22 protein-coding genes are annotated in these 22,943 nt (G+C 51.2%); 13 read left to right on the top strand and 9 right to left on the bottom strand.

What is annotated here, in order from left to right; translation table 11 throughout:
- Positions 1-661: 661 nt before the first annotated feature.
- Together FD30_RS03840 and FD30_RS03845 are read left to right on the top strand one after the other, a co-directional pair.
- A complete protein-coding gene (locus FD30_RS03840; RefSeq protein ID WP_162255428.1) occupies positions 662-1,111 on the top strand; it encodes a MarR family winged helix-turn-helix transcriptional regulator in 450 nt (149 codons plus the stop codon).
- A gap of 81 nt (positions 1,112-1,192) precedes the next feature.
- Positions 1,193-2,614 (top strand): MDR family MFS transporter, encoded by a 1,422-nt coding sequence (locus FD30_RS03845; RefSeq protein ID WP_056943950.1) that lies wholly within the window; start codon positions 1,193-1,195, stop codon positions 2,612-2,614.
- 642 nt (positions 2,615-3,256) lie between these two features.
- Here the strand turns inward: FD30_RS03845 and FD30_RS03850 are convergent.
- Positions 3,257-4,258 (bottom strand): hypothetical protein, encoded by a 1,002-nt coding sequence (locus FD30_RS03850; RefSeq protein WP_056943951.1) that lies wholly within the window; start codon positions 4,256-4,258, stop codon positions 3,257-3,259.
- Positions 4,259-5,153: 895 nt separating this feature from the next.
- Here FD30_RS03850 and FD30_RS03855 point away from each other — a divergent pair.
- A complete protein-coding gene (locus tag FD30_RS03855; RefSeq protein WP_056943952.1) occupies positions 5,154-6,809 on the top strand; it encodes an SWIM zinc finger family protein in 1,656 nt (551 codons plus the stop codon).
- A gap of 114 nt (positions 6,810-6,923) precedes the next feature.
- Here FD30_RS03855 and FD30_RS03860 read toward each other — a convergent pair whose 3' ends face one another.
- The 4 genes from FD30_RS03860 to FD30_RS03875 all read right to left on the bottom strand — a co-directional run bounded on the left by FD30_RS03860 (position 6,924) and on the right by FD30_RS03875 (position 9,711).
- Positions 6,924-7,838 carry an NAD-dependent epimerase/dehydratase family protein gene (locus FD30_RS03860; RefSeq protein ID WP_056943953.1) on the bottom strand — a complete coding sequence of 305 codons (915 nt, stop codon included), beginning with the start codon at positions 7,836-7,838 and terminating at the stop codon, positions 6,924-6,926.
- Positions 7,838-8,518, bottom strand: coding sequence for a type 1 glutamine amidotransferase domain-containing protein (locus FD30_RS03865; RefSeq protein ID WP_056943954.1), 681 nt, complete (start codon positions 8,516-8,518; stop codon positions 7,838-7,840). Before FD30_RS03865 ends, FD30_RS03860 begins: the two co-directional genes overlap by 1 nt.
- Positions 8,515-8,850: an ArsR/SmtB family transcription factor gene (locus tag FD30_RS03870; protein ID WP_056943955.1), complete on the bottom strand. Its 336-nt coding sequence runs from the start codon at positions 8,848-8,850 to the stop codon at positions 8,515-8,517. Before FD30_RS03870 ends, FD30_RS03865 begins: the two co-directional genes overlap by 4 nt.
- Positions 8,851-9,054: 204 nt before the next feature.
- The gene (locus FD30_RS03875) at positions 9,055-9,711 is read right to left on the bottom strand and encodes a FusB/FusC family EF-G-binding protein (RefSeq protein ID WP_056943956.1); all 657 of its coding nucleotides are present in this window, start codon (positions 9,709-9,711) and stop codon (positions 9,055-9,057) included.
- 134 nt (positions 9,712-9,845) lie between these two features.
- Between FD30_RS03875 and FD30_RS11515 the strand changes: the two genes are divergently transcribed.
- Positions 9,846-10,031: a hypothetical protein gene (locus FD30_RS11515; RefSeq protein WP_147000001.1), complete on the top strand. Its 186-nt coding sequence runs from the start codon at positions 9,846-9,848 to the stop codon at positions 10,029-10,031.
- A gap of 20 nt (positions 10,032-10,051) precedes the next feature.
- On the top strand, positions 10,052-10,237 hold the full coding sequence (locus FD30_RS03880) for a hypothetical protein (protein WP_056943957.1): 186 nt from the start codon (positions 10,052-10,054) through the stop codon (positions 10,235-10,237).
- 77 nt (positions 10,238-10,314) lie between these two features.
- On the opposite strand, the gene FD30_RS03885 is transcribed toward FD30_RS03880, so the two are convergent.
- Positions 10,315-10,752 carry a hypothetical protein gene (locus tag FD30_RS03885; protein ID WP_056943958.1) on the bottom strand — a complete coding sequence of 146 codons (438 nt, stop codon included), beginning with the start codon at positions 10,750-10,752 and terminating at the stop codon, positions 10,315-10,317.
- Between the two features lie 198 nt (positions 10,753-10,950).
- Here FD30_RS03885 and FD30_RS03890 point away from each other — a divergent pair, with 198 nt between their 5' ends.
- Positions 10,951-12,834 carry a subtype A tannase gene (locus FD30_RS03890; RefSeq protein WP_056943959.1) on the top strand — a complete coding sequence of 628 codons (1,884 nt, stop codon included), beginning with the start codon at positions 10,951-10,953 and terminating at the stop codon, positions 12,832-12,834.
- A gap of 160 nt (positions 12,835-12,994) precedes the next feature.
- Positions 12,995-14,371 carry an NAD(P)/FAD-dependent oxidoreductase gene (locus FD30_RS03895; RefSeq protein WP_056943960.1) on the top strand — a complete coding sequence of 459 codons (1,377 nt, stop codon included), beginning with the start codon at positions 12,995-12,997 and terminating at the stop codon, positions 14,369-14,371.
- A gap of 92 nt (positions 14,372-14,463) precedes the next feature.
- On the opposite strand, the gene FD30_RS03900 is transcribed toward FD30_RS03895, so the two are convergent.
- Positions 14,464-15,003 (bottom strand): DapH/DapD/GlmU-related protein, encoded by a 540-nt coding sequence (locus FD30_RS03900; protein WP_056943961.1) that lies wholly within the window; start codon positions 15,001-15,003, stop codon positions 14,464-14,466.
- 10 nt (positions 15,004-15,013) lie between these two features.
- Complete coding sequence (locus FD30_RS03905) at positions 15,014-15,847, bottom strand: aldo/keto reductase (protein ID WP_056943962.1); 834 nt, start codon at positions 15,845-15,847, stop codon at positions 15,014-15,016.
- A 118-nt stretch (positions 15,848-15,965) separates the two neighbouring features.
- Between FD30_RS03905 and FD30_RS03910 the strand changes: the two genes are divergently transcribed.
- Complete coding sequence (locus tag FD30_RS03910) at positions 15,966-16,844, top strand: LysR family transcriptional regulator (protein ID WP_056943963.1); 879 nt, start codon at positions 15,966-15,968, stop codon at positions 16,842-16,844.
- Here FD30_RS03910 and FD30_RS03915 read toward each other — a convergent pair.
- Complete coding sequence (locus FD30_RS03915) at positions 16,810-17,208, bottom strand: MerR family transcriptional regulator (protein ID WP_056943964.1); 399 nt, start codon at positions 17,206-17,208, stop codon at positions 16,810-16,812. The two genes, FD30_RS03910 and FD30_RS03915, sit on opposite strands and share 35 nt — an antisense overlap.
- 92 nt (positions 17,209-17,300) lie before the next feature.
- On the opposite strand from FD30_RS03915, the gene FD30_RS03920 reads away from it, so the two are divergent.
- The 5 genes from FD30_RS03920 (at position 17,301) to FD30_RS03940 (ending at position 22,909) form a co-directional block, all read left to right on the top strand.
- A complete protein-coding gene (locus tag FD30_RS03920; protein ID WP_056943995.1) occupies positions 17,301-18,308 on the top strand; it encodes an aldo/keto reductase in 1,008 nt (335 codons plus the stop codon).
- 19 nt (positions 18,309-18,327) lie between these two features.
- A complete protein-coding gene (locus tag FD30_RS03925; protein ID WP_056943965.1) occupies positions 18,328-18,966 on the top strand; it encodes a nitroreductase in 639 nt (212 codons plus the stop codon).
- A gap of 201 nt (positions 18,967-19,167) precedes the next feature.
- Complete coding sequence (locus FD30_RS03930) at positions 19,168-19,605, top strand: hypothetical protein (RefSeq protein WP_056943966.1); 438 nt, start codon at positions 19,168-19,170, stop codon at positions 19,603-19,605.
- 149 nt (positions 19,606-19,754) lie between these two features.
- Entirely contained in the window at positions 19,755-20,258 is a 504-nt protein-coding gene (locus tag FD30_RS03935) for a prolyl-tRNA synthetase associated domain-containing protein (protein WP_056943967.1), read from the top strand.
- 689 nt (positions 20,259-20,947) lie between these two features.
- Positions 20,948-22,909 (top strand): DUF5776 domain-containing protein, encoded by a 1,962-nt coding sequence (locus FD30_RS03940; RefSeq protein WP_056943968.1) that lies wholly within the window; start codon positions 20,948-20,950, stop codon positions 22,907-22,909.
- Positions 22,910-22,943: the final 34 nt, after the last annotated feature.

The raw sequence follows: 22,943 nt of genomic DNA on the forward strand, positions 1-22,943 counted from the left end.
TTTTTGAAAAACATGAAAACTGACGACTTTTTTGAAAGGTATGAATAATTCAGGTTCTTGTTTGTATATCTCATCCGATTTTTTAGCGGGGTTTCGGGGTTTTGTTGATTTGTATAGAAAATTCGGCGGGGCCTTTGAGGGACTCCGCCGGTTTTTCTTGCAGTATTTTGGCTATGTTTGGCCGCTATACGGCCTAGGACCTAGATGCCTGTTTGGCTAGCACGCTGTTCCAGCTGTGCTGCTCCTTGCAATCATGAACAAGGAACGTTCATGCTCTTAGGTCGCTGCTACTGAGGTGGATTATATTGATTATCTTCCTCTTGGAATAGGTATTATTGATATTTGCTATTAGGTGAATGAACATTTGCTTGGAGTATCGGTCGGCCACAAGCCGCCGTGGTTCCGTGATAAGTATTATCATTGAATTGATTAGGGCGGGTGTCCTAAAAGACTGTAGCGTATTTTATTCCTGATGGATGGTTGACGGAATTGCTGCGTTATGTGGCTTTTCGTACTTGGTCTTATCAGTCTCTTTTATGCTTGGGGAGTAGTTGGTGGGTCAGACTTGAGGTATCAGGTGAGTTCTAATGTGAAAATTGAAGTTGACTTTCAGTATATAGTGTAGCATACTACACTATATTGAAAAGAAAGGAGCCGCATGATGGATACTTTATTCGAAGACAACATTGGTCGCAATTTGAAAACGCTCAATAATCTTGTTGAAAAAAAGTTGAACAACGATTTACGGTCACTCGGTGTTAGCTTAACTGGAACGCAAATGTCAGTCATGATGTGGCTGCATAATAATCAAGGCGTACCCTTAACGCAAAAGCAGATTGAAACTGAATTAAAGCTAAGTCATCCAACGACGCGTGGTATCAATAAGCGGTTGGTCGAAGCCGGATTGATTGAAACTCAGGTGGTGGCGGAAGATAAGCGACAAATTCAGTTACAATTAACGCCGAAAGGGCGAGACTTGCTTGATAGCTATAGTCACCAGTTAAAAATGAAAGTGGATGCCGTCGAAGCTAAAATGTTAACTGGGATCGACGCTAATACGCAAACTATTTTGTTATCAAGTATTCGCACGATGATCCGAAATATGGAATAAACCAGTAGGTCGAATAGAGGCCTATTATTTTTAAATAAAAGTGTAGCTAGCTATACTTTTTTCGAGAAAGGAAGTCTTAATTTGATTACAATTAAGTCTACATCAAAGACGAAAGCACTCATGATGGGCGTACTTTTAATTGGCGCTTTCACTATGCTATTATCAGAGACATTTTTTAACAACGCGATTCCTACCATTATCCAACAATTTGGCGTCACACAATCCACTGCCCAATGGGTCAGCACCGGGTATCAGCTAGTTGCCGGTCTGATGATTCCAATTTCTGCCTGGGTGTTTCACCGATTTAATACACGTTATACATTTATGACATTAGCGGGAATATTTTTAATCGGTAGCGTTTTAGGATTTTCTGCTAATTCCTTTGGGTTATTACTTGTAGGTCGCTTGATGCAGGCTATTGCGGCCGGGTCGATGATTCCGCTCATTCAAAACGTTGTGCTGATGATTTACCCAGCCAACATTCGTGGTACCGTTATGGGGGTCATTGGCTTAGTTGTAGCGTTTGGTCCTGCCTTAGGTCCGACAGTGGGGGGCTGGATTATTGATTATTGGGGTCTTAAATGGCTGTCAGGAATATTAATCCCCTTAACACTAGTGCTACTAGTGGCGGCCTTTTTCTTTGTACACACAGCGGTTGAAACCGAAAATGTGAAGGTTGATTGGATTTCTATCCTAGAATCTTCACTAGGGTTTGGTGCCTTACTCTATGGTTTTTCTGAGATTGGTAACGTAGGTGGACTTAGCTGGCCTAGTGTTATTCTGCTAATCTGTGGACTCGTCGTTTTAGCACTATTTACGTTTAGACAGCTTAAGTTGACTAACCCATTGATTAATGTGACGGTTTTCAAAAACCATGTATTTACGCTGACGACCATTTTAAGTGCTCTAAGTAATATCGCATTACTTGGTGTTGAATTAGTTCTACCTTTGTATTTACAGCGGGTACACGGTCTTTCGGCGCTAAATTCAGGCTTGATTTTACTTCCCGGAGCTTTACTAGAAGGGTTAATCAGTCCAATTTCAGGGAAATTATATGATAAATTTGGGATTAAGCGAATTTCGTTAGTCGGATTTGCCATTATCGCAGTTGGAACTGTGCCGATGTTATTCTTCACGGCCTCAACGAACCTGATATGGGTCGCAGTGGCCTACGCATTTCGGATTGTTGGTGTGGCAACTGTGATGATGCCAACGTTTACGGAAGGAATCAATGCGCTGAAGCCAGAATTTTCCATTCACGGAAATGCTGCATCCTCGACTGTTCGGCAAATTTCCGGGTCACTAGGAACCGCTGTTTTAATGACGCTAGTCGCTTTTGGAACCAGTAGTGGTAGCGCAGAACACTTATCGCAGACGTCACAATTGAATCATGGTTACTGGTTCTCGTTCTTGGCAGCATTCTTGATGGCATTACTTGGTTTTGCACTCTCCTTCGCATTAAAGAGCAAACAATCAGATCCTACTGAAGGTGAACAGGACTAGGTAAGCTACTGTTATGTCATGGTATTATTGGCTCAAGTAGAATGATACCTATGGTCTGATTAAGTTTTGGCTAGTGGCTAACTTGTTCTTGTAATTCTTGTCTTACGAAAAGCGTCTGAATTGCATACGATTTGCGTACGCAATTCAGACGCTTTTCGTAAAAGCTGTATGATACGCGGAGCACTAGTTGAATCGAACTCATTGACAAGCAAACAGTGTTCCAGGCTGGTCCGGAAATCAGTTAGAGAACGTTTGTGATTATATTTGGTGTTAAATCCTGTTTCTGCGTTGTGAAAAGGTGGTTTCGATTCTTGTGAGTCTGAGGGAGTCCACTTTGACGACGGATTCTTTATGATAATGGTATAGGTATCTTTAATCGTGCAGAGAAAAAATTTCCTAGTTCAATTGTATGAATGAATCAGTGTTTACACAAATTATTTTACATTCCCTAAATTGGCCCCGTTGAGTTAGCATTGACGCTAGCGCAAGGCCATTTTAGTTGGAACTAATAAGTTAGTCTGGAACATTTCACAAGCGGTTGGGGTACTTTTAAGTGAAATCCTTGCCCGTGCATAATGATTTAGTAGTATTGCGACTATTGAACATGGGGGATGCCCACATGTTCAATTGAAGCGTTGAACCTTAAGCCGTTGGGTTGTTATAAATTACAAAGGATGCGACTCGCTTATTGGAAACTTGCGTACTAGCAACTCCAATATTGTAGGAAGCCATATAGGCGCCCTGGGGCCATTGTGGATTATGACCAAGTGAAGCCGTATCGGTCATCAAATACGGATTGTCTGAGGTCAACGAGAAAATGAAATTATCAGGCGAAATTTTTTCCTCAGTAGTGTAGTAGCAGACCAGATACTTGTTAGGGCCACCGCCAAAGTTATCAAGACCATGAGACTTTAAAAATGCCATAAAGCTGGGCGATTCTGCGTTAAATACATTGTGTGTAGGACTGCCGGGTCCCAGGTTATTGCTGACTTCGAAGAGACTATCGTGATAATTACCGGGATTATCTGGGTTGTTCTCATAGTAGGAGTCCGGTAATTCATTGTTGAAGTGATGAGCAATCGTCTGGGTCAGCATGTAACGTGCGAAGGCCATGTATTGGTTGTTTGGACGGGCACCGTGACCAAAGTTGGCAAGGGCATTAAGATCAGTCCGACTAGTGCTGGGACCAGCTAATTTGAAATCAGCTAAAGTTAGTGGCCTAGTCGAAGAACTGGACTGAGTGGTTTGCCGGGGTTCTTGTGAAACTTGCGGAGCGGCACCGGTTGACAGATACCCGCGCCAGATCCAGCCAGCAATGGACTTGTTGGCGTTGTGCACGTGGTAATAAATGTCATAAGTATGGGTGTCTCGGTTATAAAGTTTTTCATGGGCGTCAGTTATCCATGTAATTCGATTTGTCATATCATTGGGACTGTAACGCACACCTAAATGTTTAGAGTAACGGGCACCCCGGTTACCATTGTGGTATTGATAATGGCCCATTGATCGGCGCCAGATTAGGCGGACGCTATTTGAGCGGGTTGCTGAGTAGCTAGCCCCCATAGCGTGCGCCGACGTTGGTAGGGATGACCATAATCCTAAGCCTGCTACGCCGGCGATGAGGCCATAAACTAATTTATTCATGTAAAAATCCTCCTTACCTAGGGCCGAGTCTAGCACGTTAGTAAACGGGGAGTCGTGGGGCTTTTTTAAAGGTAAGGTTTATCAGATAAGCTACATAATTTGCTTAAGAGTGTTTCTGTAAAATGATTTGGCTAAGATGCCAAATAAGGCTGTTAATCTTATTGAAAAGGAATGGCGAAATCTGAAATTAAGTGAGCCACTTTAACGGCGTCAAACGGGGTGACTTCTCTGTGTAATTGAGCCGCCCATAGTCACGGCCTGTAGATGGGCTTCATCATGGGATTGGGCTTCAGATATTTCTCGCAGGAACAACGCAAAACAGGTCCCAGTCCCGCAATAGGGGATTGAGACCTGTTTTAATAAGTACAAGTTACTTCGCTGGGACGCCGCAATAGCCGTTGCAAGCGCATTTGTCGTCCGAAATCATCGGGCAGTGGCAAATGCCATCGGCGCTAGCGCAGCCGCAGCCCTGGGCACAGGTCATACCGGCGTGGCAGTATGGGTTGGTCGCGTCTTGGGTATGGGATGAATCAGTGTTGGATTGAGCCATGAGACAAACCTCCTTGAATTTAGGTAAATGGTATTTTATTTACTAACAATTAGTAAGAGTTTAGTCGCTTTTGGCCCAAATGGCAATGCCCAAAAGTCGAATAGCGGTCAGTTGTCTTCAGAAGTGGCTTGAGTTGGCGCTCATTTTGAATAACATAGCGATGGGGGCCTGAACCGTGCAACCTAACAGCGATTGTGCGTAGGGGATGCGTAGTGGCTAACTTTCTTCAACCATCACCGCGTCCATCACCAGAACATCTGGTAAACTTGAGGGAGTAGTGGACTTAACGTAAAGGCCCCAAGTGATTTCAAAGTAGTGGGGTCGACGAGAGAGGTGGGAAGCACCATGGAAGACGATTTAGCAGATCTGTTTGAGCCGCAAATCTTAGATCGGGGCTATGGGTATTACTTAGATGGGGCCGTCCAGAACTTACGACAGACCGCCACCCAAATTACCGCGGAGGTTCGCGGTTCCCAACGCTATGATGTCACGATAACTTTGTGGAATGATAGTGTGATGGAGATGGCGTGCGATTGCCCGTATGCCGAACAAGGTAAGTCCTGTAAACACATGGCGGCCGTGCTCATGGCCGCGGAAGCTGCCAATGACGCAACTCCAGCTAGTTCTCCCGACCAGAGCGCTCAAGCTCAACAATTGGTGGCTCAGGCCACACCGGACCAGCTCCGGGCGTTCTTAAGCCGGACCTTGGCGAGTGACCGGACCCTGATGACCCAATTTAAAAAGTTTATGACGTCCTCAACGACCAGCGTTGCCGAGGAAAAAGCCGAAATCGACGACATTTGCGCGTCGTATGCCGACCGCAACGGGTTCATTGATTACCAGGACGCCGAATTCTTTGAAGCCGAGATTCAGAACTATCTGGCCGACGACTTGGAAACGCTGGTGGTCGATCATCAAGACGACGTTGCCTTTGCCGTGCTCAGCCATCTGTATTTAAAGCTGGACACCTTAGACATCGACGACTCCGCTGGCGAAATCATGGAAATTCTAATCAACGGGAGTGAGCTGTGGCGGCGGGTTATTAAGCAGGCGGCTCAGCCAATCAAACGCCAAATTTTTACCTGGTTGACCACTCAGATTCAGCGTCCCTTAAACGCCATTGAGGAAGACGTTCGCACGTTACTTTTTGACCAAGGGTTCTCGGAGCAGGAATTCCTAGAAGCCCGGTTAGCGTTGACGGCTAAGATGATTCAACGCTTCGAATCTAGTTTGGACGCCACGGAATGGGACTTGACCCAGTGGGTGCTCTACCGGGCACACACCTTAACGGCGATGCAGGCGGACGATACCGTTCTCGAAGCCCTCTATCGCCGTTACCAGCAGTATTCGGCGGTGCGGAACGATTACGTGGATTTCTGCTTACGCAAGCAACACGTGGCACAAGCCATTAGCTTGTTACAGGAGGGGAAACGGGTCAACCGCGACCTGCCCGGCGTGGTCGTCGAAGACAGCCGGCGCCTGGCTAAAATCTACCAGCAACAACAGGATACAGTCAACTACCGCCAAGAACTCTGGCGCCTGGTGACCCAGTATCACGTGGCTGATTTAGCCGACTTTAAGGCCTACAAAGCAACCTTTTCCCCGGAAGTTTGGCCTGCCCAGCGAGCGAAGCTCTTCCAAGCATTACAGTCGCAAGCTGACCCGGCCAGATTGGCGCCACTATACGCATACGAAGACCTGAAGCCCGAGTTGCTCCAGGCGATTCTGGCGGAAAAGGGAATCGCGGGGCTTCAGAAATACGGGCCCATGCTCAAGAATCAGTACGCCGCCAAAATTATCCACAAGTACGCCCAATATGCTGATCAGGCCATGACCAGTACTGGCCCTAGAAAACACTACCGCGAGATTGTCGACTTGCTTCGAGAAATGGCCCGGTATCCCTTGGGGGACCTGCAAGCCCAGCAACTCATCCAGGATTGGCAACAGCGGTACCCGCGGCGAAGTGCCATGTTGGATGAACTGGCGCAGTTTGAGTTGTAAGGGATTCAGCACTATCGGAATCAGAAACCTGCAAAAGCATCTGAATGACGCCACAGCGGGCGTTATTCAGATGCTTTTTAGATTTCGGGTGGAATTTGTTCAGGATCAAAACGCCTACTCCAAAATCGTCCGAATCCCCTGTTCAAACGTGGTCACGGTGAAGTCGGGGAAGCGCCGATTGAACTTAGCGGCGCTGAAGCGGTTGTCCACCTGGTAACGTGGCAGAAGTTCCGCGAGCTCCCGCATTTGGGTGCTGACCAGGGCGCCTAATTTAAATTGCCACAGGGGGATAACTGTGCGCTGAACGGGGTGGCCGAGGGTTTGTTCCGCCAGGTGCAACAGCTCTTGGTAGGTCCGGCTGCGGTCCACGGGCAGGTGCCAGGTCTGACCGTAACAGTCTGGTGTGTTGCCAATCAAAGCCATGGCGCGACTGGCATCGGGCGTCCAGATCAGTGACCGGGAGGTGTGTTGACTGACGGGCACTTTGACCCGCTTGCCGGCCTGCAGGTTTTTAAACAGCAACGTATTGGTGATACTTTTGGTACCGGCGGGGCCGTAGAATTCCGGTGCCCGGCAGATCACTGCGGTAATGGTTTTCTGTGCCATGGCGGTTAACAATATCGTGGCCATTTTGGCCCGGACCGTCGCTTTGCGGCCCTCGGGAGCGAAGGGGGTGTCTTCGGTCTGCACCGCCGCCGTTTTAGGATACATGTAGGTGTTGTCGAAAAAGACCAGCTTGCTGTGGTGCACCTGGCAGGCCTGCATCACGTTAGCCAACATGGTGGGAAACTGCGCCTCCCACATGGTCGAATTCATGGGCAATCCCAGGGTAAAGTAGACGATGTCACTGCCCGCGATTGCCGCGTTGGTCTCCTCGGGGTTAAGCATGTCGGCCGCCACTAACTCATCGTTGGGATTGATTTGGGTGGGATGGCGGCTAACCAGGCGAATATCCTGGGTGTAATGGCGGGCTAATTCAACGGCCAGCTCGTGACCAATGGGGCCGTTACTGCCTAGAATCGTTTGCATTAATTTTTCAGCTCCTTAATTAATTTCTGAGCGACTGACCGGACCGAGAAAGGATTTTGGCCGGTAATCAGGCGACCGTCTTGGACGGCGTAGTCTGTGTAAAAGCGTTTCTGTTGGAAATGGGCGCCGTGCTGGCGGGCCACGTCCCGGTTGAGGAACGGCACCACCTTACGTTTCCCTGCGAGGCGTTCTTCGGTAGCGGTAAAGCCGGTAATGGTCTTGCCGGCAATCAGGTAGCGCCCCTGAGCGTCCCGGATATTCAACAGGCCCGCAATCCCGTGACAGACGGAGGCCAGGTATCCTTGGTGGGCGTCAATGGCCCGCGCAATGGCTTGGAGTTCCGGGTTGTCGGGGAAGTCCCACATGACCCCGTGACCACCGGTGTAGTAGATGGCCGCGTAGTCGGCGGGATTAACATCGGCGGGCTTGAGGGTGTTGCGCAAACCGCGTTCGATGAAGTCGGGATCCTGATAAACGGCCATGATGGCGTCGTCGGTGTAGCGCATACTGCGCGGATCCAGCGGCACGAAGCCGCCGCGGGGACTCACGTAGTCACAAGCAATGCCCGCGCGTTGCATCTCGTCCACGAATTCGGCACTTTCTCCCAACCACAGACCGGTGGGGTCGGTAGTTCCGTGATAAACTTGGACGTTGGTTTCGACGATTAAGACTTTAGTCATTTGAGGGTCCCCCGTTCCATAATTTCTTGGGCTTCCGTTAGAAAGGCCTGTAGTTTCGCAATTTCGCTGGTGACGTGGGTGAGGTAGTAAAAGTTCTTGGTGCCTTCGCGCCGGTAATCCACGATTTTGGCGTCCCGGAGGACTTTTAAATGGTGGGACACGGCGGGGCGGGAGAGTTGCGTGGCGGCCATTAATTGGGGCACTTGCAGTCCCGCGCAACCGACGTCTTCTAGGAGGCGGATGATGATTGCCTGGCGTTTTTCGTCACCCAGGGCAATCAGGAATCCGCTGACGTCGCTTAGGTTCTTTTGTAGGGTCGTATAATCTGACATGGGAATTCCTCCGTTCTTTGGTTCGTTTGTTTAAACCATTAAACATCAAAGCGGAGCAGAAGTCAACGAATCAGCTTGGAATGGCGGAACAGTGGTGGGGCTTTGAGTACCGCCATGCTAAAAAGGTCCCGTCACGGTGAACTGGCGTCATCGTCGCGGGACCTTAGTTGCGTTAAGTTTTATGGTTCGAGAACCCGAGTGTTCTTAACGGCCCTTAGATGGTCGCACCACCGTTAAGAAGTCCTGGAGTCGCTGGGGGTCGGTCAACTGGCGGTTACACTGTGCGCTATCGCGACAGATGTAGTTGCCTTGACGCGTATAGCCCGTCACCCCGTTACGTTTGGTAATGGCCGTGAATAACGAGACGTTACCGATGGTGTGGCAGATGGCACAGACCCCCTTGACCGTTTGGGGCGCGAAGTCACCCTGGATGCCGATGAGGCGGTCCTCCCAAGGTGCGACCAGGTACTTTTTCTGGTTGCCCCCGTCGTTCCAGCCCAAGTAGGTGAGCTCGTGTAGATTCAGCGCCGCCCAGTTGGGTTGCGGTAGTTTCTTGACCTTGCGAAACAACTTACTGAGTTGTTTCGGCGTCGGCTGAGCGAACGGAATCACCAGCGGCTGGAGGGTTTGTAACAGGTCTAGCGCTGCCTGGCGTTTGGGCGGCAATGCCTGGAGTCCCTGTAGAAACTCGCGGGCCAAGGGGTCTTGGTCGGGGAGTAGTGGGATAATCCGTTCCAGGGTGGTGGCCAGCGTAATCTGGCGCATCCGTTGATCGTTGAGGGTGAGGTAGGCACTTACCAGGGTCGTGACTTGTTGGGTGATGTAGCTGTACTCATAGGGTTTAATGGTTGGTTCTAACATTGTTTTTCCTTTCAGATTTGACCAGACACTTCTCTGAAAGGTGTTACAGAAAAGTGTCGCTTACCGAACAACCCTTTTCTGAGCGAATAATGGCGCCATCGTCGATCATCTCCTGAATCCGCCGAGGCGGACGAATGGCTATTAGTGTAGCAAAAATGGTGGGGCTTGGCAACGGCGGGGCTTCGCTTGGGGAAGGAAGAATCATGTTTTCGACGGTTGTTTCACGTGAAACAGTCCACGAGGAATCAGAGAATACAGAAGAAATCAGAAGTATTGCAGTTGCCAACAACCACGAACATGCTAAGATAAGACCATTCTAAATAAGTTGTGGGGGATGACGATGTTACAGCTAGGAATTGTAATCTTTGCGGTGGGGTTTGTGCTGACGGGACTCGCGACTGTCACGTTCAAACTGCGCGCCTTGGCCAATAAGCCGGCTTGGGGTGGCTTGACGGTGCCCAGCGGAATCGTCGGCGTTGTCGCGCTGATTATCGGCGTGGGGCTGATTGGCTTAACTCGGATGTAACCTGAATATGACAAAATCCCCCGTAGCGCAGAGCCTCAGTGGCCCTAATCGTTGCGGGGGATTTTATGATGTCGCTGTTAAGCGCGGTGGAAGATACCGTTATTGCCGGTACGGCCATCGTGCATGATTTTAAAGTGGATTTTGTGGTGAGAGTAGACTTTGATCTTAAAGGTAATTTTGACCCCTTTAGCGGGCGCGTTATTGTACTGGCGGCCCTTAATCGTGTAGGTCTTTTTCCCGGTCTTCTTATAGTGTAGCTTGGTCGAGTAGTTTGGGTCGCGTGGAGGCAGGGCCGGATTATTGGTGATGGACTTGGCCTTGATGATGAGGTCAGCGTGGCCTTGGTAGTGAATCTGCTTGACCTTATGGGTGGTTCCACGCCATTTTCCCCGAATAATCTTCGGGGTCCCTTTGTGCCAGGTCGCCGCTTGAGCGGTGGCGGTTGGCGTAGGTGCCGTTAAAGCCAGACCGAACGTTGTCAGTGTAATCAGTAAAGCTGGGGTGAATCGGTGCATCTTAATCGCTTCTTCGATGAATAGATTTAGGACGGATGTCCTAGTAGGCAACTGATTAAGTCGTATTGCCCATTCATAATTAAGCATAAGGCTAAACTTGGTGAAAAACAATCCGTTTCAGAGCGGTGACAGTTAAGTTGCCTTTAACTTTTATTAATTACAATAATGATTAATGAAATTAAAGGGGTATCAATGACAATGATTAGACACAAAGCGATTCCAGTCATTAGTGGCTTGCTGATCCTGTTAGTAACCACTACGGCTTGCGCACGGACCGCGTCGCACACCAAGAAGCAGACCACGCAGCAAAAGGTGACGAAGGCGACTAAATTGTCGGTAACTAAGCGAGATGTCAGCAATGCCAAAAAATTATTACTTAAAACATCGAAATGGCGATATAACGCTAAACATCAAGTGTATTATCAGGTCGGCGTGCGCTATGGGACTAAGACGACCAGTAAGACCTATGAGTCGATGGGAATCTTCATTCCGGCCCAATATGTGACCGCCACCAAGTCTGGGAGCAAAACCTATCATCTTAAGGTCAATTCGAAGCGGAAAGTTAATGGGTACAGCGCTAAAACAGCGCCCATTGTGATGCCTATCAATACGCCGGGGTACGCCGCACAGGCCGCTCCGACTGGCTACGATCAGAGTTCAGCTAAGTACACTAAAGCGGGGTTCATCTACGTCTTAGCGGGCTGTCATGGATTGAATCAAACGGATAAGACCAACGGTTCCGCGCCTTGGGGCGTCACGGACTTAAAGGCCGCTGTCCGAACCTTGCGACTCAATCAATCCCGTTTGGCAGGAAACACCAACCGTATTTTCACTTTTGGTCACAGTGGTGGTGGTGCTCAAAGTTCGTTAATGGGAACGACGGGTGACAGTAAACAATATCTGAAATACTTAAGAGCTATTGGAGCGCCGTTGGCCACAACCAGTGGTCAAGCCACAAGTGATGCCATTATGGGGGCCATGGCGTGGTGCCCAGTGACTAGTCTCGACACGGCCAATGAAGCCTACGAGTGGAACATGGGACAGTATGCGACTACTGGAACTCGGAAGTCCGGAACTTGGACGAAGGCGCTATCCAATGATCTCGCAACGCGGTACGCGAAATATTTAAATCAGTTGAAGCTCAAGAACACCGATGGGACCACGCTCAAGTTGAACAATTCGGGGAGCGGAATCTATACATCGGGGACTTACGCCAAGTATCTGAAACAGGAAGTCCAACAGTCGTTGAATAACTTCTTGAAGGATACAACCTTCCCGTACAAAGCGACAACCATGAGCGGACCTAGTGGTGCTGCTAAACAAAGCGGCTCTCAGAAGATGCCTAGTGGGCAGAAACCGAGTGGGAAAAAGCCGAGTGGTCAGAGCTCAACCGGGAAGCCCGCTTCGGGGTCAATGGGACAACAAAGTAGTGGCAAAACGTATAAAACGGTTCAAGCGTATATTAAGTCGCTTAACAAGAAGCAAACGTGGGTGCACTACAATGCTAAGACCAATACCGCGACAATTACGAGTATGGCGGCGTTTGTTAAGTATTGTAAGACGGCGTCCAAGGATGTTGGGGCCTTTGATGGGTTAACACGACAACAGACGGAAAATCAACTGTTTGCAACTACGGGACATACCAGTAATCACTTTGATCACACGATCCAACAACTTTTGAAGCAGAACGGAAGTCGGTATGCTCAAGCGAGTGGCAGTTATCGGTCTAGTTATCTAAAGGCCTATACGCAGGATCTGAAGCGGCGGGATAATCAGGGATCTACAATTCAACAGCGGCTGAACCTGTATAATCCAATGTACTTCCTCAATAGCTATTACCACGGGGCAAATACCAGTAAGGTCGCCAAGTATTGGCGGATTCGGACCGGGATCAACCAAGGCGATGCGGCCTTGACCGTAGAAACCAATCTAAAATTGGCCTTACAACAGAATGCGCAGGTGGACAGTGTGGACTTCGCAACGGTTTGGGGGCAAGGACACACGGAAGCTGAGCGGACTGGGAACCATGAAACCAACTTTATCAAATGGGTGAACCGGAAGCTGCAAGCGACCGCAGATTAGGATAGATAGATAAGGGGCGTCAATTCGATTTTGAATTGACGCCCCTTTACGTTGTGTTCAAAGTGCTAGTCCCATCAAATGAGTTGCATTTTAAACCCAAAAACGGTATCCTTTAGTCGCTAGTTAAGAATGGTTCTAAATTAGAGGAGGCTTTTGTTCAATGTCAAAAGAACGAATCGTGATTGTTGGGGCGTCACATGGTGGGCACCAAGCTATTTTAGAGTTACTCAGTCGGTATACCGATGTCGACATCACCCTGTTTGAAGCGGGGGACTTTATTTCGTTCATGTCGTGCGGGATGGAGTTGTACTTAGAGAATAGCGTGACGGATGTCAACGACGTCCGGAACTTTAGTGCGGCGGATTTCCCGCAACCCAACGTGCATATTTTAGACCAGCATGAGGTTACCAGCATTAACGCGGACGCCAAGACCGTCACGGTGACCGACCATGCCACGGGCAAGACGGCGGACCAGCCCTATGACAAGTTGATTTTGAGCTCCGGCGTAACGCCTAAGTCCTTGCCAGTACCGGGTACGGACTTGGCCAACGTCTTCTTAATGCGGGGGAAGGACTGGGCCCTGAAGATCAAGGAAAAGTTGGCGGACCCAGCCGTGAAGCACATGACCATTATTGGAGCGGGCTACATCGGCATCGAAGCGGCGGAAGCCAGTCGTAAGGCCGGTAAGGACGTCACGCTTTTAGACGTGATCGATCGCCCACTGGGGACTTACCTGGATGCGGAAATGACCGACATCCTCGCCCGGAAGTTAACCGCTGAAGGGATTCACCTCCAGATGAACGCCAAGATTACGGCGTACGTTGGCGATCAGGCCGTCTCGGCGGTTAAGACCACCACGGGTGAGATTCCTAGCGACGTGGTGATTCAAGCGGCGGGCGTCCAGCCGAACACGGCGTGGCTACAGGGGACGGTCGATTTGGACGACCGCGGTTGGATCAAAGTCGACAACTACCTGCGGACCAACCTGCCTGACGTTTACGCCATCGGAGATGCCACATTAGCTTACTCCATTCCGGCCCAGAAAAAGGTCCCGATTGCGTTGGCCACGGTGGCTCGGCGTGAAGCCCGGTACGTGGTGCAACACCTCTTTGAAAAGCAACCAGCAGTGCCTTTCCGGGGATTGGTCGGCTCGTCCGCGTTAAGCGTCTTTGACGAACACTTCGCGGAAAGCGGCTTGAATTCCTTTACGGCGCAACGGGCTGGGGTGACGGTCGCCAAGGACTTCTTCCAGACCACGTTACGGCCGAAGTACGTGCCTAGCGATAAGGGCAACCCGGAAGTTTCCGTCCAACTGTTCTTTAACCCCACTACCCACGTTTTACTGGGCGGGGCCGTCTTATCGACCTACGATATCACCGCGCAAGGCAACGTCATCGCGTTGGCCGTCCAACAAGGCCTACGGTTAGAGGACTTAGCCGAAGCGGACTTCTTCTTCCAACCAGGGTTTGACCGGCAGTGGAGCCTATTGAACCTGGCCGTGCAACACGCGTTAGGTGAAGAACCCTTTACGGCGTAATAAACATAAACCGAAAAATAGCGGGGCACCTTCGTTTAATTAACGAAGGTGCCCCGCTATTTTAGACGGATTAACCGCGGTAAAAGGTCGCATTAATCGTGGCTGGTTTGTGCCACGGCTTTAATGAACTTAGCCGGATTGCCGCCCACGAGGGTGTGGGGCGCGACATTCTTGGTGACCACGGCGCCAGCCCCGACAATCGCGCCAGTACCAACGGTGACGCCGGGCAGAATTGTCGCATTTGCCCCGATCCACGCCCCCGCTTCAATCCGAATCGGTGCCGTTTTGAGAATGTTCATGTGTGCGATATCGTGATTGGCCGTCAGAAGGGTGACCCCGGGCGCAATCTGGACGTTATCGCCAATGTAAATGCCACCCAGAGCGACCGTGGTGAGGTCGTGGTTGATAAACGCGTGGTGACCAACGTGGAAGTGATGGATGCGGTCAATCTTGACGGGTGCCCAGATGGTACTGTCAGCGGGCAGGGCATCCTGGAAAAGGTCCGCCATCGCCGCACGTTGTTGCGGACTGTCAGGGGCACTGGTGTTGATGGCGAAACACCCTTGACGCGAAGTGGTGAATTCGGCTTGGAGTTGTTGATAAGCGGGTTGGGTCATATCATAAATTTGCATAGATTGCCTCCTAGTTAACTTTCGATAGAAATTCAGCGCCGCTTGCACTGAGGTGATCGACGAATAGGGATTGATGAGTGTCTAACTGTTGAATCTGGTCCATTTCGGCAGCGGTCAGGGTAAAGTCGAACACATTTAAGTTAGCTTTCAAGTGTTCCGGTTGACCCGAACGGGGAATCACCACCGTATTCCGCTGGAGGAGCCAGCGGAGAATAATCTGGGCGACAGATTTTTGATGGGCTGCCGCAATGGTGGTTAGGGTCGGAAGCGTTGCTAAAACCGCTAAGTGCTCCCCAAACGGCGCCCAAGCTTCGGGTTGAATCCCGTGTTGCTGGGCGTAGTTGGCGGCTGCAGTTTCTTGATAGAAGGGGTGCATTTCAATCTGGTTGATGACGGGCTTGACCGTACTGTGCATGATTAAGTCAATCAGTTGAAAGGGCGCAAAGTTGGAGACCCCAATGGCCCGAATTACCCCCTGTTGGTAGAGCTCTTCTAATGCCCGCCATTCGCCAAAGACGTCACCGTAAGGCTGGTGAATCAAGTAAAGGTCGAGATAGTCGAGCTGTAGGCGTTTTAAGGAGGCCTGGACGGCTTGCTTCGTGGCTTGATAGCCATCCGTTTGAATCTTTAGTTTCGATGTGATGAAGAGTTGATCGCGGGCGATGCCACTGGCCCGAATACCACGGCCGACAGCTTCTTCGTTATCGTAATTCGCTGCCGTATCGATTAAGCGATACCCTAACTGAATGGCCTGGGGCAACACGGTTTCGAGCTGGGTAACTTGCATGGTGCCGAGGCCTAATTGGGGCATTTGGACGCCATTATTCAACGTGATGGTGTGCATGAAAAAAACCACCTTTCTAAATGATTGCTTACATTCAGGATAGGTGGCATGCTGGAGTATGTAAAATGCTTATTTTAAATCGCTGAAGTTTCATTTATTGCATACTTAGGAGGCTCTCATGGAAACGCGACTACTTGCTTATTTTCTTAAAATTGCCCAGACCGGGACGATTTCCCAGGCCGCGCGGGAATTACACGTGACGCAACCCACGTTAAGTCGCCAGTTACGCGCTTTGGAAACGGAACTGGGGACACCGCTATTTGTGCGGGCACAACACCAGATGATTTTGACGCCGGCGGGGAGCCGTTACCAGGTAGCTGCCCGGCAGATTTTAATGCTGGTTGACCGAGCGAAGCAGACGGCTCAAGCCACGGATCAGGCGCTAAGCGGAACGGTGGCGATTGGGTGTACGGAAACCAACGGGGCCGAACTCGTGGCGCGGGCCATTCGTCAATTCCATCACCAGTATCCAGCGGTCACGTTTAGTCTGTCGGATTTGGACGCGACGGATATTCAGGAACGCTTGGACCAGGGGACCCTGGATCTCGGCGTGATTCTGCGCCCAAGTGAGACGTTGAAGTACCACCGGCTGTCCTTACGAAAAGCGGATCACTGGGGGGTGGTCCTACCGGCTGACCATCCGCTGGCCCAAGCAGCGGGCGTGACCACGACCGATTTGCAACGACTCCCATTGTTGTTAACGCGCAATAGCCTGGTTCAAACGGAAATTAGTGATATTTTGGGCCTCGATATTCAGCATTTAAACGTCGTGGGGACCCAGAACTTGGTGACCAACTCACTGTATTTGGCGCAACAGCAAGTTGCCTTTCCCCTATGTGCGCAGGGAGCGTTCTTTCCGCAGACTCAGGGACTGGTCTTCGTTCCCTTGTTGGGCGCGCGACCGATTGATCAGCAGGTGATTTGGTCCAAACAACGCGAATTACCAACCGCCGCCACGAAGTTTATTCGGACGTTACAGACGGTTGACGCGTCTTAGCCCCTGCCACAGCGTCCCGCTGAAGGGCCTGCACGTCCGCGATTTTGTCTTGAAGGTGGTCAATCGACCGGGCCAGAGCGACTTGCCGAGCTTGTGAGACCGCCAGTTGATGCTGCAGGACCGTTAACCGCTCCGGAATCGTGGTGTTTCCTTGACGGTAGAGGTCTAAAAAGGTCTTCATCTGAGCTAGCGTCATTCCGCACTGCTTAACGCAGAGGATGAAGTCCAGCCGCTCGAGATCAGCTGGCTGGTAGTCGCGGTGACCGTTGACCCGCGTAATGGGGTCTAAGAGCCCCTGGTCTTCGTAGTAGCGTAAGGTCGAGGGGGTCAGGTGAAATTGTTGGGCGACAGCTTTGATTTGCATACAAATCACTTCCTTGACTTCCAGTATACTTGAAGGTGTAGGGTAACCTCAAAGATGTCGATCAGGGTTTACGAAAGGATTTGAGGATGACCATGGAGTTTGCGAAGATTGGACACACAGATATTCAGGTTTCTAAAGTTTGCGTAGGGGCCATGAGCTTTGGCCAGCCGGGGACCATGCACGACTGGACGTTGGACTACCCCGCCAGTCGTCAGGTGATCCAACACGCGTTGGATTTAGGGATTAACTTTTTCGATACCGCGAACGGCTATTCCAAGGGGACCAGTGAAGAGTACTTAGGGCGGACGTTCAAGGAGAATCACATTCCGCGTGACCAGGTCGTGTTATCGTCCAAGGTCTACTTCAACCCGGGGCGGTTATCCAGTGACGCCATCCATCGCGAAATCGATGGGACCTTACAGCGATTGGGGACGGATTACTTGGACCTGTACATCATCCACCGGTTCGACTATGACACGCCTATTGAAGAGACCATGGAAGCTTTAAACGACCTGGTTCAAGCCGGAAAGGTGCGGGCCATTGGGGCGTCGGCCATGTACGGCTATCAGTTCATGAACATGCAGCAGGTGGCGAAGGACCACGGCTGGGCCCAGTTCCAGGCCATGGAGAACCATTACAACCTGTTGTACCGCGAAGACGAACGGGAATTGATGCCGATTTGTCGCCAACAGGGCGTCTCCTTGATGCCGTATAGTCCGCTAGCGGCGGGTCACCTGAGTCACCAGGCTTGGCAAGTCGCTACTAAACGCAGTCAGACCGACCGGGTCGCCATGGGCAAGTACGACCGGACGGAAGCCGAAGACCAACGAATCGTTGATCGGGTTCATGATTTAGCCGAGAAAAAGGGCGTGTCCATGGCTCAGATTGCCTTAGCTTGGCAGTGGGCTAAGGGCGTGACGAGTCCCATTGTGGGGTCGACCAAAGCGGCCCACTTGGATGACGCGGTAGCTGCCCTGCAGGTCAAGCTGACGGCCGACGAAATCGCTGACTTGGAGGCCCCGTACCTACCGCACCCCATCGTAGGTGCGATTGACCATAACCCAGCGGCCGGCACCGTTTTAATTGATGAGAAAAAGTAATCACGAAGGAGCGATTAATTTGACGATTGAACAAGCCTTACACCAACGACACTCGGTGCGGCAATTTACGGACCAACCCGTCCCCTTAGCGACGGTGCGGGAGATTCTTGCGGCGGCACAATTGGCACCTTCTTGGGTGAACTCGCAACCCTACCAGATCCACCTGGCTATGGGTGCGCCCCTCGAACGCGTACGGCAACAACAGGCGGCCCAAGAAGCCGCGGGGACGCCGGGAACCCCGGACTTACCGGTCATGTCACGTCATGATTGGTCGCCACAAGCACAACGGAATATGGCGGACTGGTCGGCCGGTCTCGGGGATGCAGGTAAAGCCATGGGGGCCACGGCGGCGCAGTTATACCACGCGCCGGTCGTGCTCTACCTGACGCTACCCAAGGGGTATTCGAACTGGTCGCTATACGACTTAGGGGCCCTGGGCAACAGTATCGTGTTGGCCGCCACGGATCGGGGACTAGCATCGATGACCGCCTATCAATTCATTAAATATCCCCAGATGCTCCGCCGGGAATTGGCGATTCCGGCCGATGAAGACATCATCGTGGGTATCGGGTTAGGCTACCGCGATGACCAGGCGTTGGTCAACACCATTCGCGCGACCCGGATGCCTCTGGATAAAATTTTAACGGTTCATGATTAAATTTATGGAGCCTGGGCCAAACGCTCAGGCTCTTTTGTTCTTGATGATAACGATACGGTGCTGACTAACCGCCTTTTGTCCCACCCTTTTGATTATGACAACTTTAATGAGCAACGGGGTTAAGCATCCCCCGGTCTTCGGGTATAGTAGAGGAGGGCGCCTCATGCGTTGCCCATAAACTTGATTCTGGAGGAGCAGGATATGCAAAAATTAAGTCGGTTCATCGTGGTGGCCCTGACCACGCTAGTCGTGGGTGGGACCGTGTCAACGTCCGCCAGTGCCGCTTCCTGGCACCGGGGCGTGCCGAAGGCTTTGCGGGGCAAGTATCAAGATAAGCACCAGACGGCCGCGCAAGGGTTCCCGGCCCGGTTAATTTTCAGCGCCAAAAAGTTTACCTGGAGCGTGTCGAATATGCCGGTACAAAAGCACAGTAAGCTGAAATACAAGAAGTTGCGCGCCCACGTCTACCGCTTGAAGGGCCACGTGGCCAAGCAAGGTATCGTCTTGGCGGGGGCACGCGACTACGTGATCTACCGGAAGGGGAAGACGTTGAAACTGACGGATTACCAGTCTTACCACCAGATGGGCTTCCGTCACGCCACGGTCGCCAAGCACGTCAGTCACTTTGCGAAGTCGTAATCCGGGGATGTTCCATGTGAAACATGCGTCGTGATGATTGGTTGGGGTCGGTTCGCTGGTAAGCGGAGCGACCCCATTTTGGTAGGGTCAGCGTATAATAAGGCTAACGATTGAATGCGGTTACAAGCGAAATGAAAGGAAGTTTTACCATGGACCCAGCAGCACAAGTGACCCAGACTTTGGACCAGATGGGGATTGCCTACCAGTTGGTTCGGCACCCGGTGGCGACCACCACGGCGGAAGCCGACCACTACATCGAAGGCATTGCGGGGGTGCGGACCAAGACCATGTTCTTGACCAACCAGAAAAAGACGGCCGATTATCTGGTGATCATGGACGACCAGCAACGGCTAGACTTTCACCGGTTCCAGGAGCTGACGGGGGCTAAACGGCCGAAGATGGCCTCGGATGACCGGTTGGCCACCAAGTTAGGACTCCAGCCGGGCATCGTGTCCATCTTTGGCCTGTTGAATAATGCCGACCATGACGTCCAGGTCTACTTTGACCAGGCCATCATGGACCAGGATCGGATGAGCTTCCATCCCAATAGCAACACTAGCACCATCTTTGTGGCCACGGAGGACCTGTTGCGGTTCCTGAAGGCGTTGAAGTATGACTACCAGGTGATTGATTTAACGGGTGCTTCATCATAAGGATGTTTAAACCGGGGATTTTAATATGGCCAAAACCAATGCGATTAACGTCAGGCTGTTTAAGAATGGTAAGTTGTGTGCTTTTTGAATCTCAAAAAAGAATCGGGAGGCCTTAGAGGCAACTAGCAAAACTAAATTTAAAAAGAAAGTTTCCGATGATGGGCGTGAAATTATTTTCCGTAAGATTGAACCTAATCAGGCTGATTTAATGACTGTGGCCAATCGCCTTCTGGATAAACATGGCGATTTGCTAAGACGGCTGGAAGACCTATGAACTATCTAACGAAAGAATTTTTGGTTACCCTTAATAAGGAAATCGTTAGGCGGGCTGATAAAGGGAGATGGCGGTGTTCAATATCCACAAGGACTTAGATGTTGTCATCAATTAACCGCAACAAGTCTTATTCGGAAGAGAGCTCTATCCTAATATATGGATCAAGGCCGCTGGTAGGTTGCACCTATCGGCAGACCAGGATACACGCCGCCATGGCCGCTAGCAGGGGAATGTTGTAATCAATGGTCAGTTTGCGCATCATTGCGTACCACTATGGTGTTGGGGCAAACTCAATCACCAAGCTAATTAATTGAAATTCCTCTGGTTGCTTACTATACTCATTAATATTGAACTTGTAGTTTATTATATAAACGGTTTAAATTGTGACGGTTTAGGAGAGAAGAGGAAAATCAAAATGCACGGAAAGATTGTTGGGAAGGGTCCTCGTTGGCTGGCCCTTTTGAGCATTGGTGGGTTGCTGGTTGGCGGGGGATTAGTTATGACACACGCTAGCGTGGATGCCCGGGCGGCCGATACCACCACGACGGTTAGTCAGGAAGTTCTACACGCGGGCGAGTTTGGGACCAGCCACTGGTCGATTACGGCTGATCATACCTTACACATTGGTGCGGGGACGTTGGGCGCCCCCGCGAAGACGCCGGATGGGCCACCTTGGAAACCCTACGGTGCCGAGATTGAAAATATCGTGATTGAAGGGCCGGTGGTCTTGAACGCCAACAGTCGCATGCTGTTTGGGTATTTAGGTGTGGGGTCGACGGGGGGCACCATTAAAGGCCTGAACCAAGTCGATGCTAGTCACGTCACCAACTTTGAATTTGCTTTCTACGGCATTCAGGTGGCAAAGCTTGACTTGTCTAGTTGGGACGTCCACAACGTGACCAATACCAGCTTCATGTTTGGCCAAGCCACGTCTCAGGTTATCGACCTGACGGGGTGGCAATTGCCTAAGTTGACCAACACTTACTGGATGTTCATGCTAGCTGCCCGGGTGCACGAACTAGATCTCTCCGGTTTCAACCTTCGGCACGCCAGTACGACGCAGATGTTGATGAATACGAACCTGACCGTCCTCCACTTGGGGCCGGATTCGTTACTAAGTGGCACGAACTTACGGACCTTTTCCAATGCGGCCTATCAAGATCACTGGCAAGATGTGGGTACCGGGACCCTGGAAGCACCGCAGGGATCGCACGTGTATACCGCGGCCCAATTGATGGCTAACTTTAAAGGAGCCGCACCATATACCTACGTGCGGGCGAGAAATACCGGTGCGCCCGTGACGGTGCATTACGTTGATGCGGCCGACCACCCGTTGGCACCGGATGAGGTTCACACCGGCTTTTACGACGCGCCATTTACCATAACGCCCAAGACCATTGCCGGGTACACCTTGGATCATACCGACGGAGCGGTGACTGGGACATTCGGCGCTGATCCGGGGACCGTGACCTGCTACTATGTTCCGGCGAAGAACCAGCAGAGTCTTACGGGGCAGGACGCTTCCATGACGGTGGGGGATGCCCGGCCGGACAGCGCAACTTTCCACGCGCGGGCGACTGATAAGGCGGGCCAACCGATCCCCGTGACGGTTGACTTGGACCATGCCGACCTCACCCGGCCGGGGACGTATCCGGTTATTTTAAAAACGACCGATGGCCAAGTAAAGACGGTCCAACTAACGGTTAAAGCGGCGGAGGGTGGGTCCTCCAGCGTTTCTAGTTCATCCAACTCATCGAGCACTTCCAGTTCCACGGATTCAACCAGTAGTTCGGCCAGTTCTAGTACGACGAGTTCCGATGATATTCACTACGGCGGTGACCAAGACCTAGGCGTCTTCAAGGGGGAGGCCATCTATGCGACTAAGGCGTTACGGCTCTATCGCCACCCCACGTTTAAGCCCAACCAGGTTAAGGCGCGCTATGCTCAGCAGTCCCGGATCAAGCGTCCCATGTTCGTGGTGACCGGGGCAGCTAAGTCGCGAACCGGGGCCTTACGGTTCAAGGTCCGGGATGTTAACCATACGGCGAAGACGGATGGTCGCGTGGGCTACCTGACCGCTAAACGAACTTACGTGACGGGGGTCTATTACCAGCAACGCCACCCCCGTATCACGGTGATTAATCCCCATGGCGTTAACGCTTACCGGTGGCACAACCTAACCGGGAAGGTGCACCATTACCGGCGGGGGCAAACGGTGCGGGTCCGGTGCATCGTACATTACCACTTAACGACACGATACGTCTTACCCAACGGTCGGTACATCACAGCGAATAAGAAGTTAGTACGCGCTGATTTAGCGACGTCCCACCAGAGCACGCAACCTTCCGTGGCGTTGCGAACGCGGATGGTACGCTAGAGAACCGCAGCTTATTTGGTTAGATAGACGAAAA

The sequence above is a fragment of the Levilactobacillus namurensis DSM 19117 genome (assembly GCF_001434785.1).
In the GTDB taxonomy this organism is placed as follows: domain Bacteria; phylum Bacillota; class Bacilli; order Lactobacillales; family Lactobacillaceae; genus Levilactobacillus; species Levilactobacillus namurensis.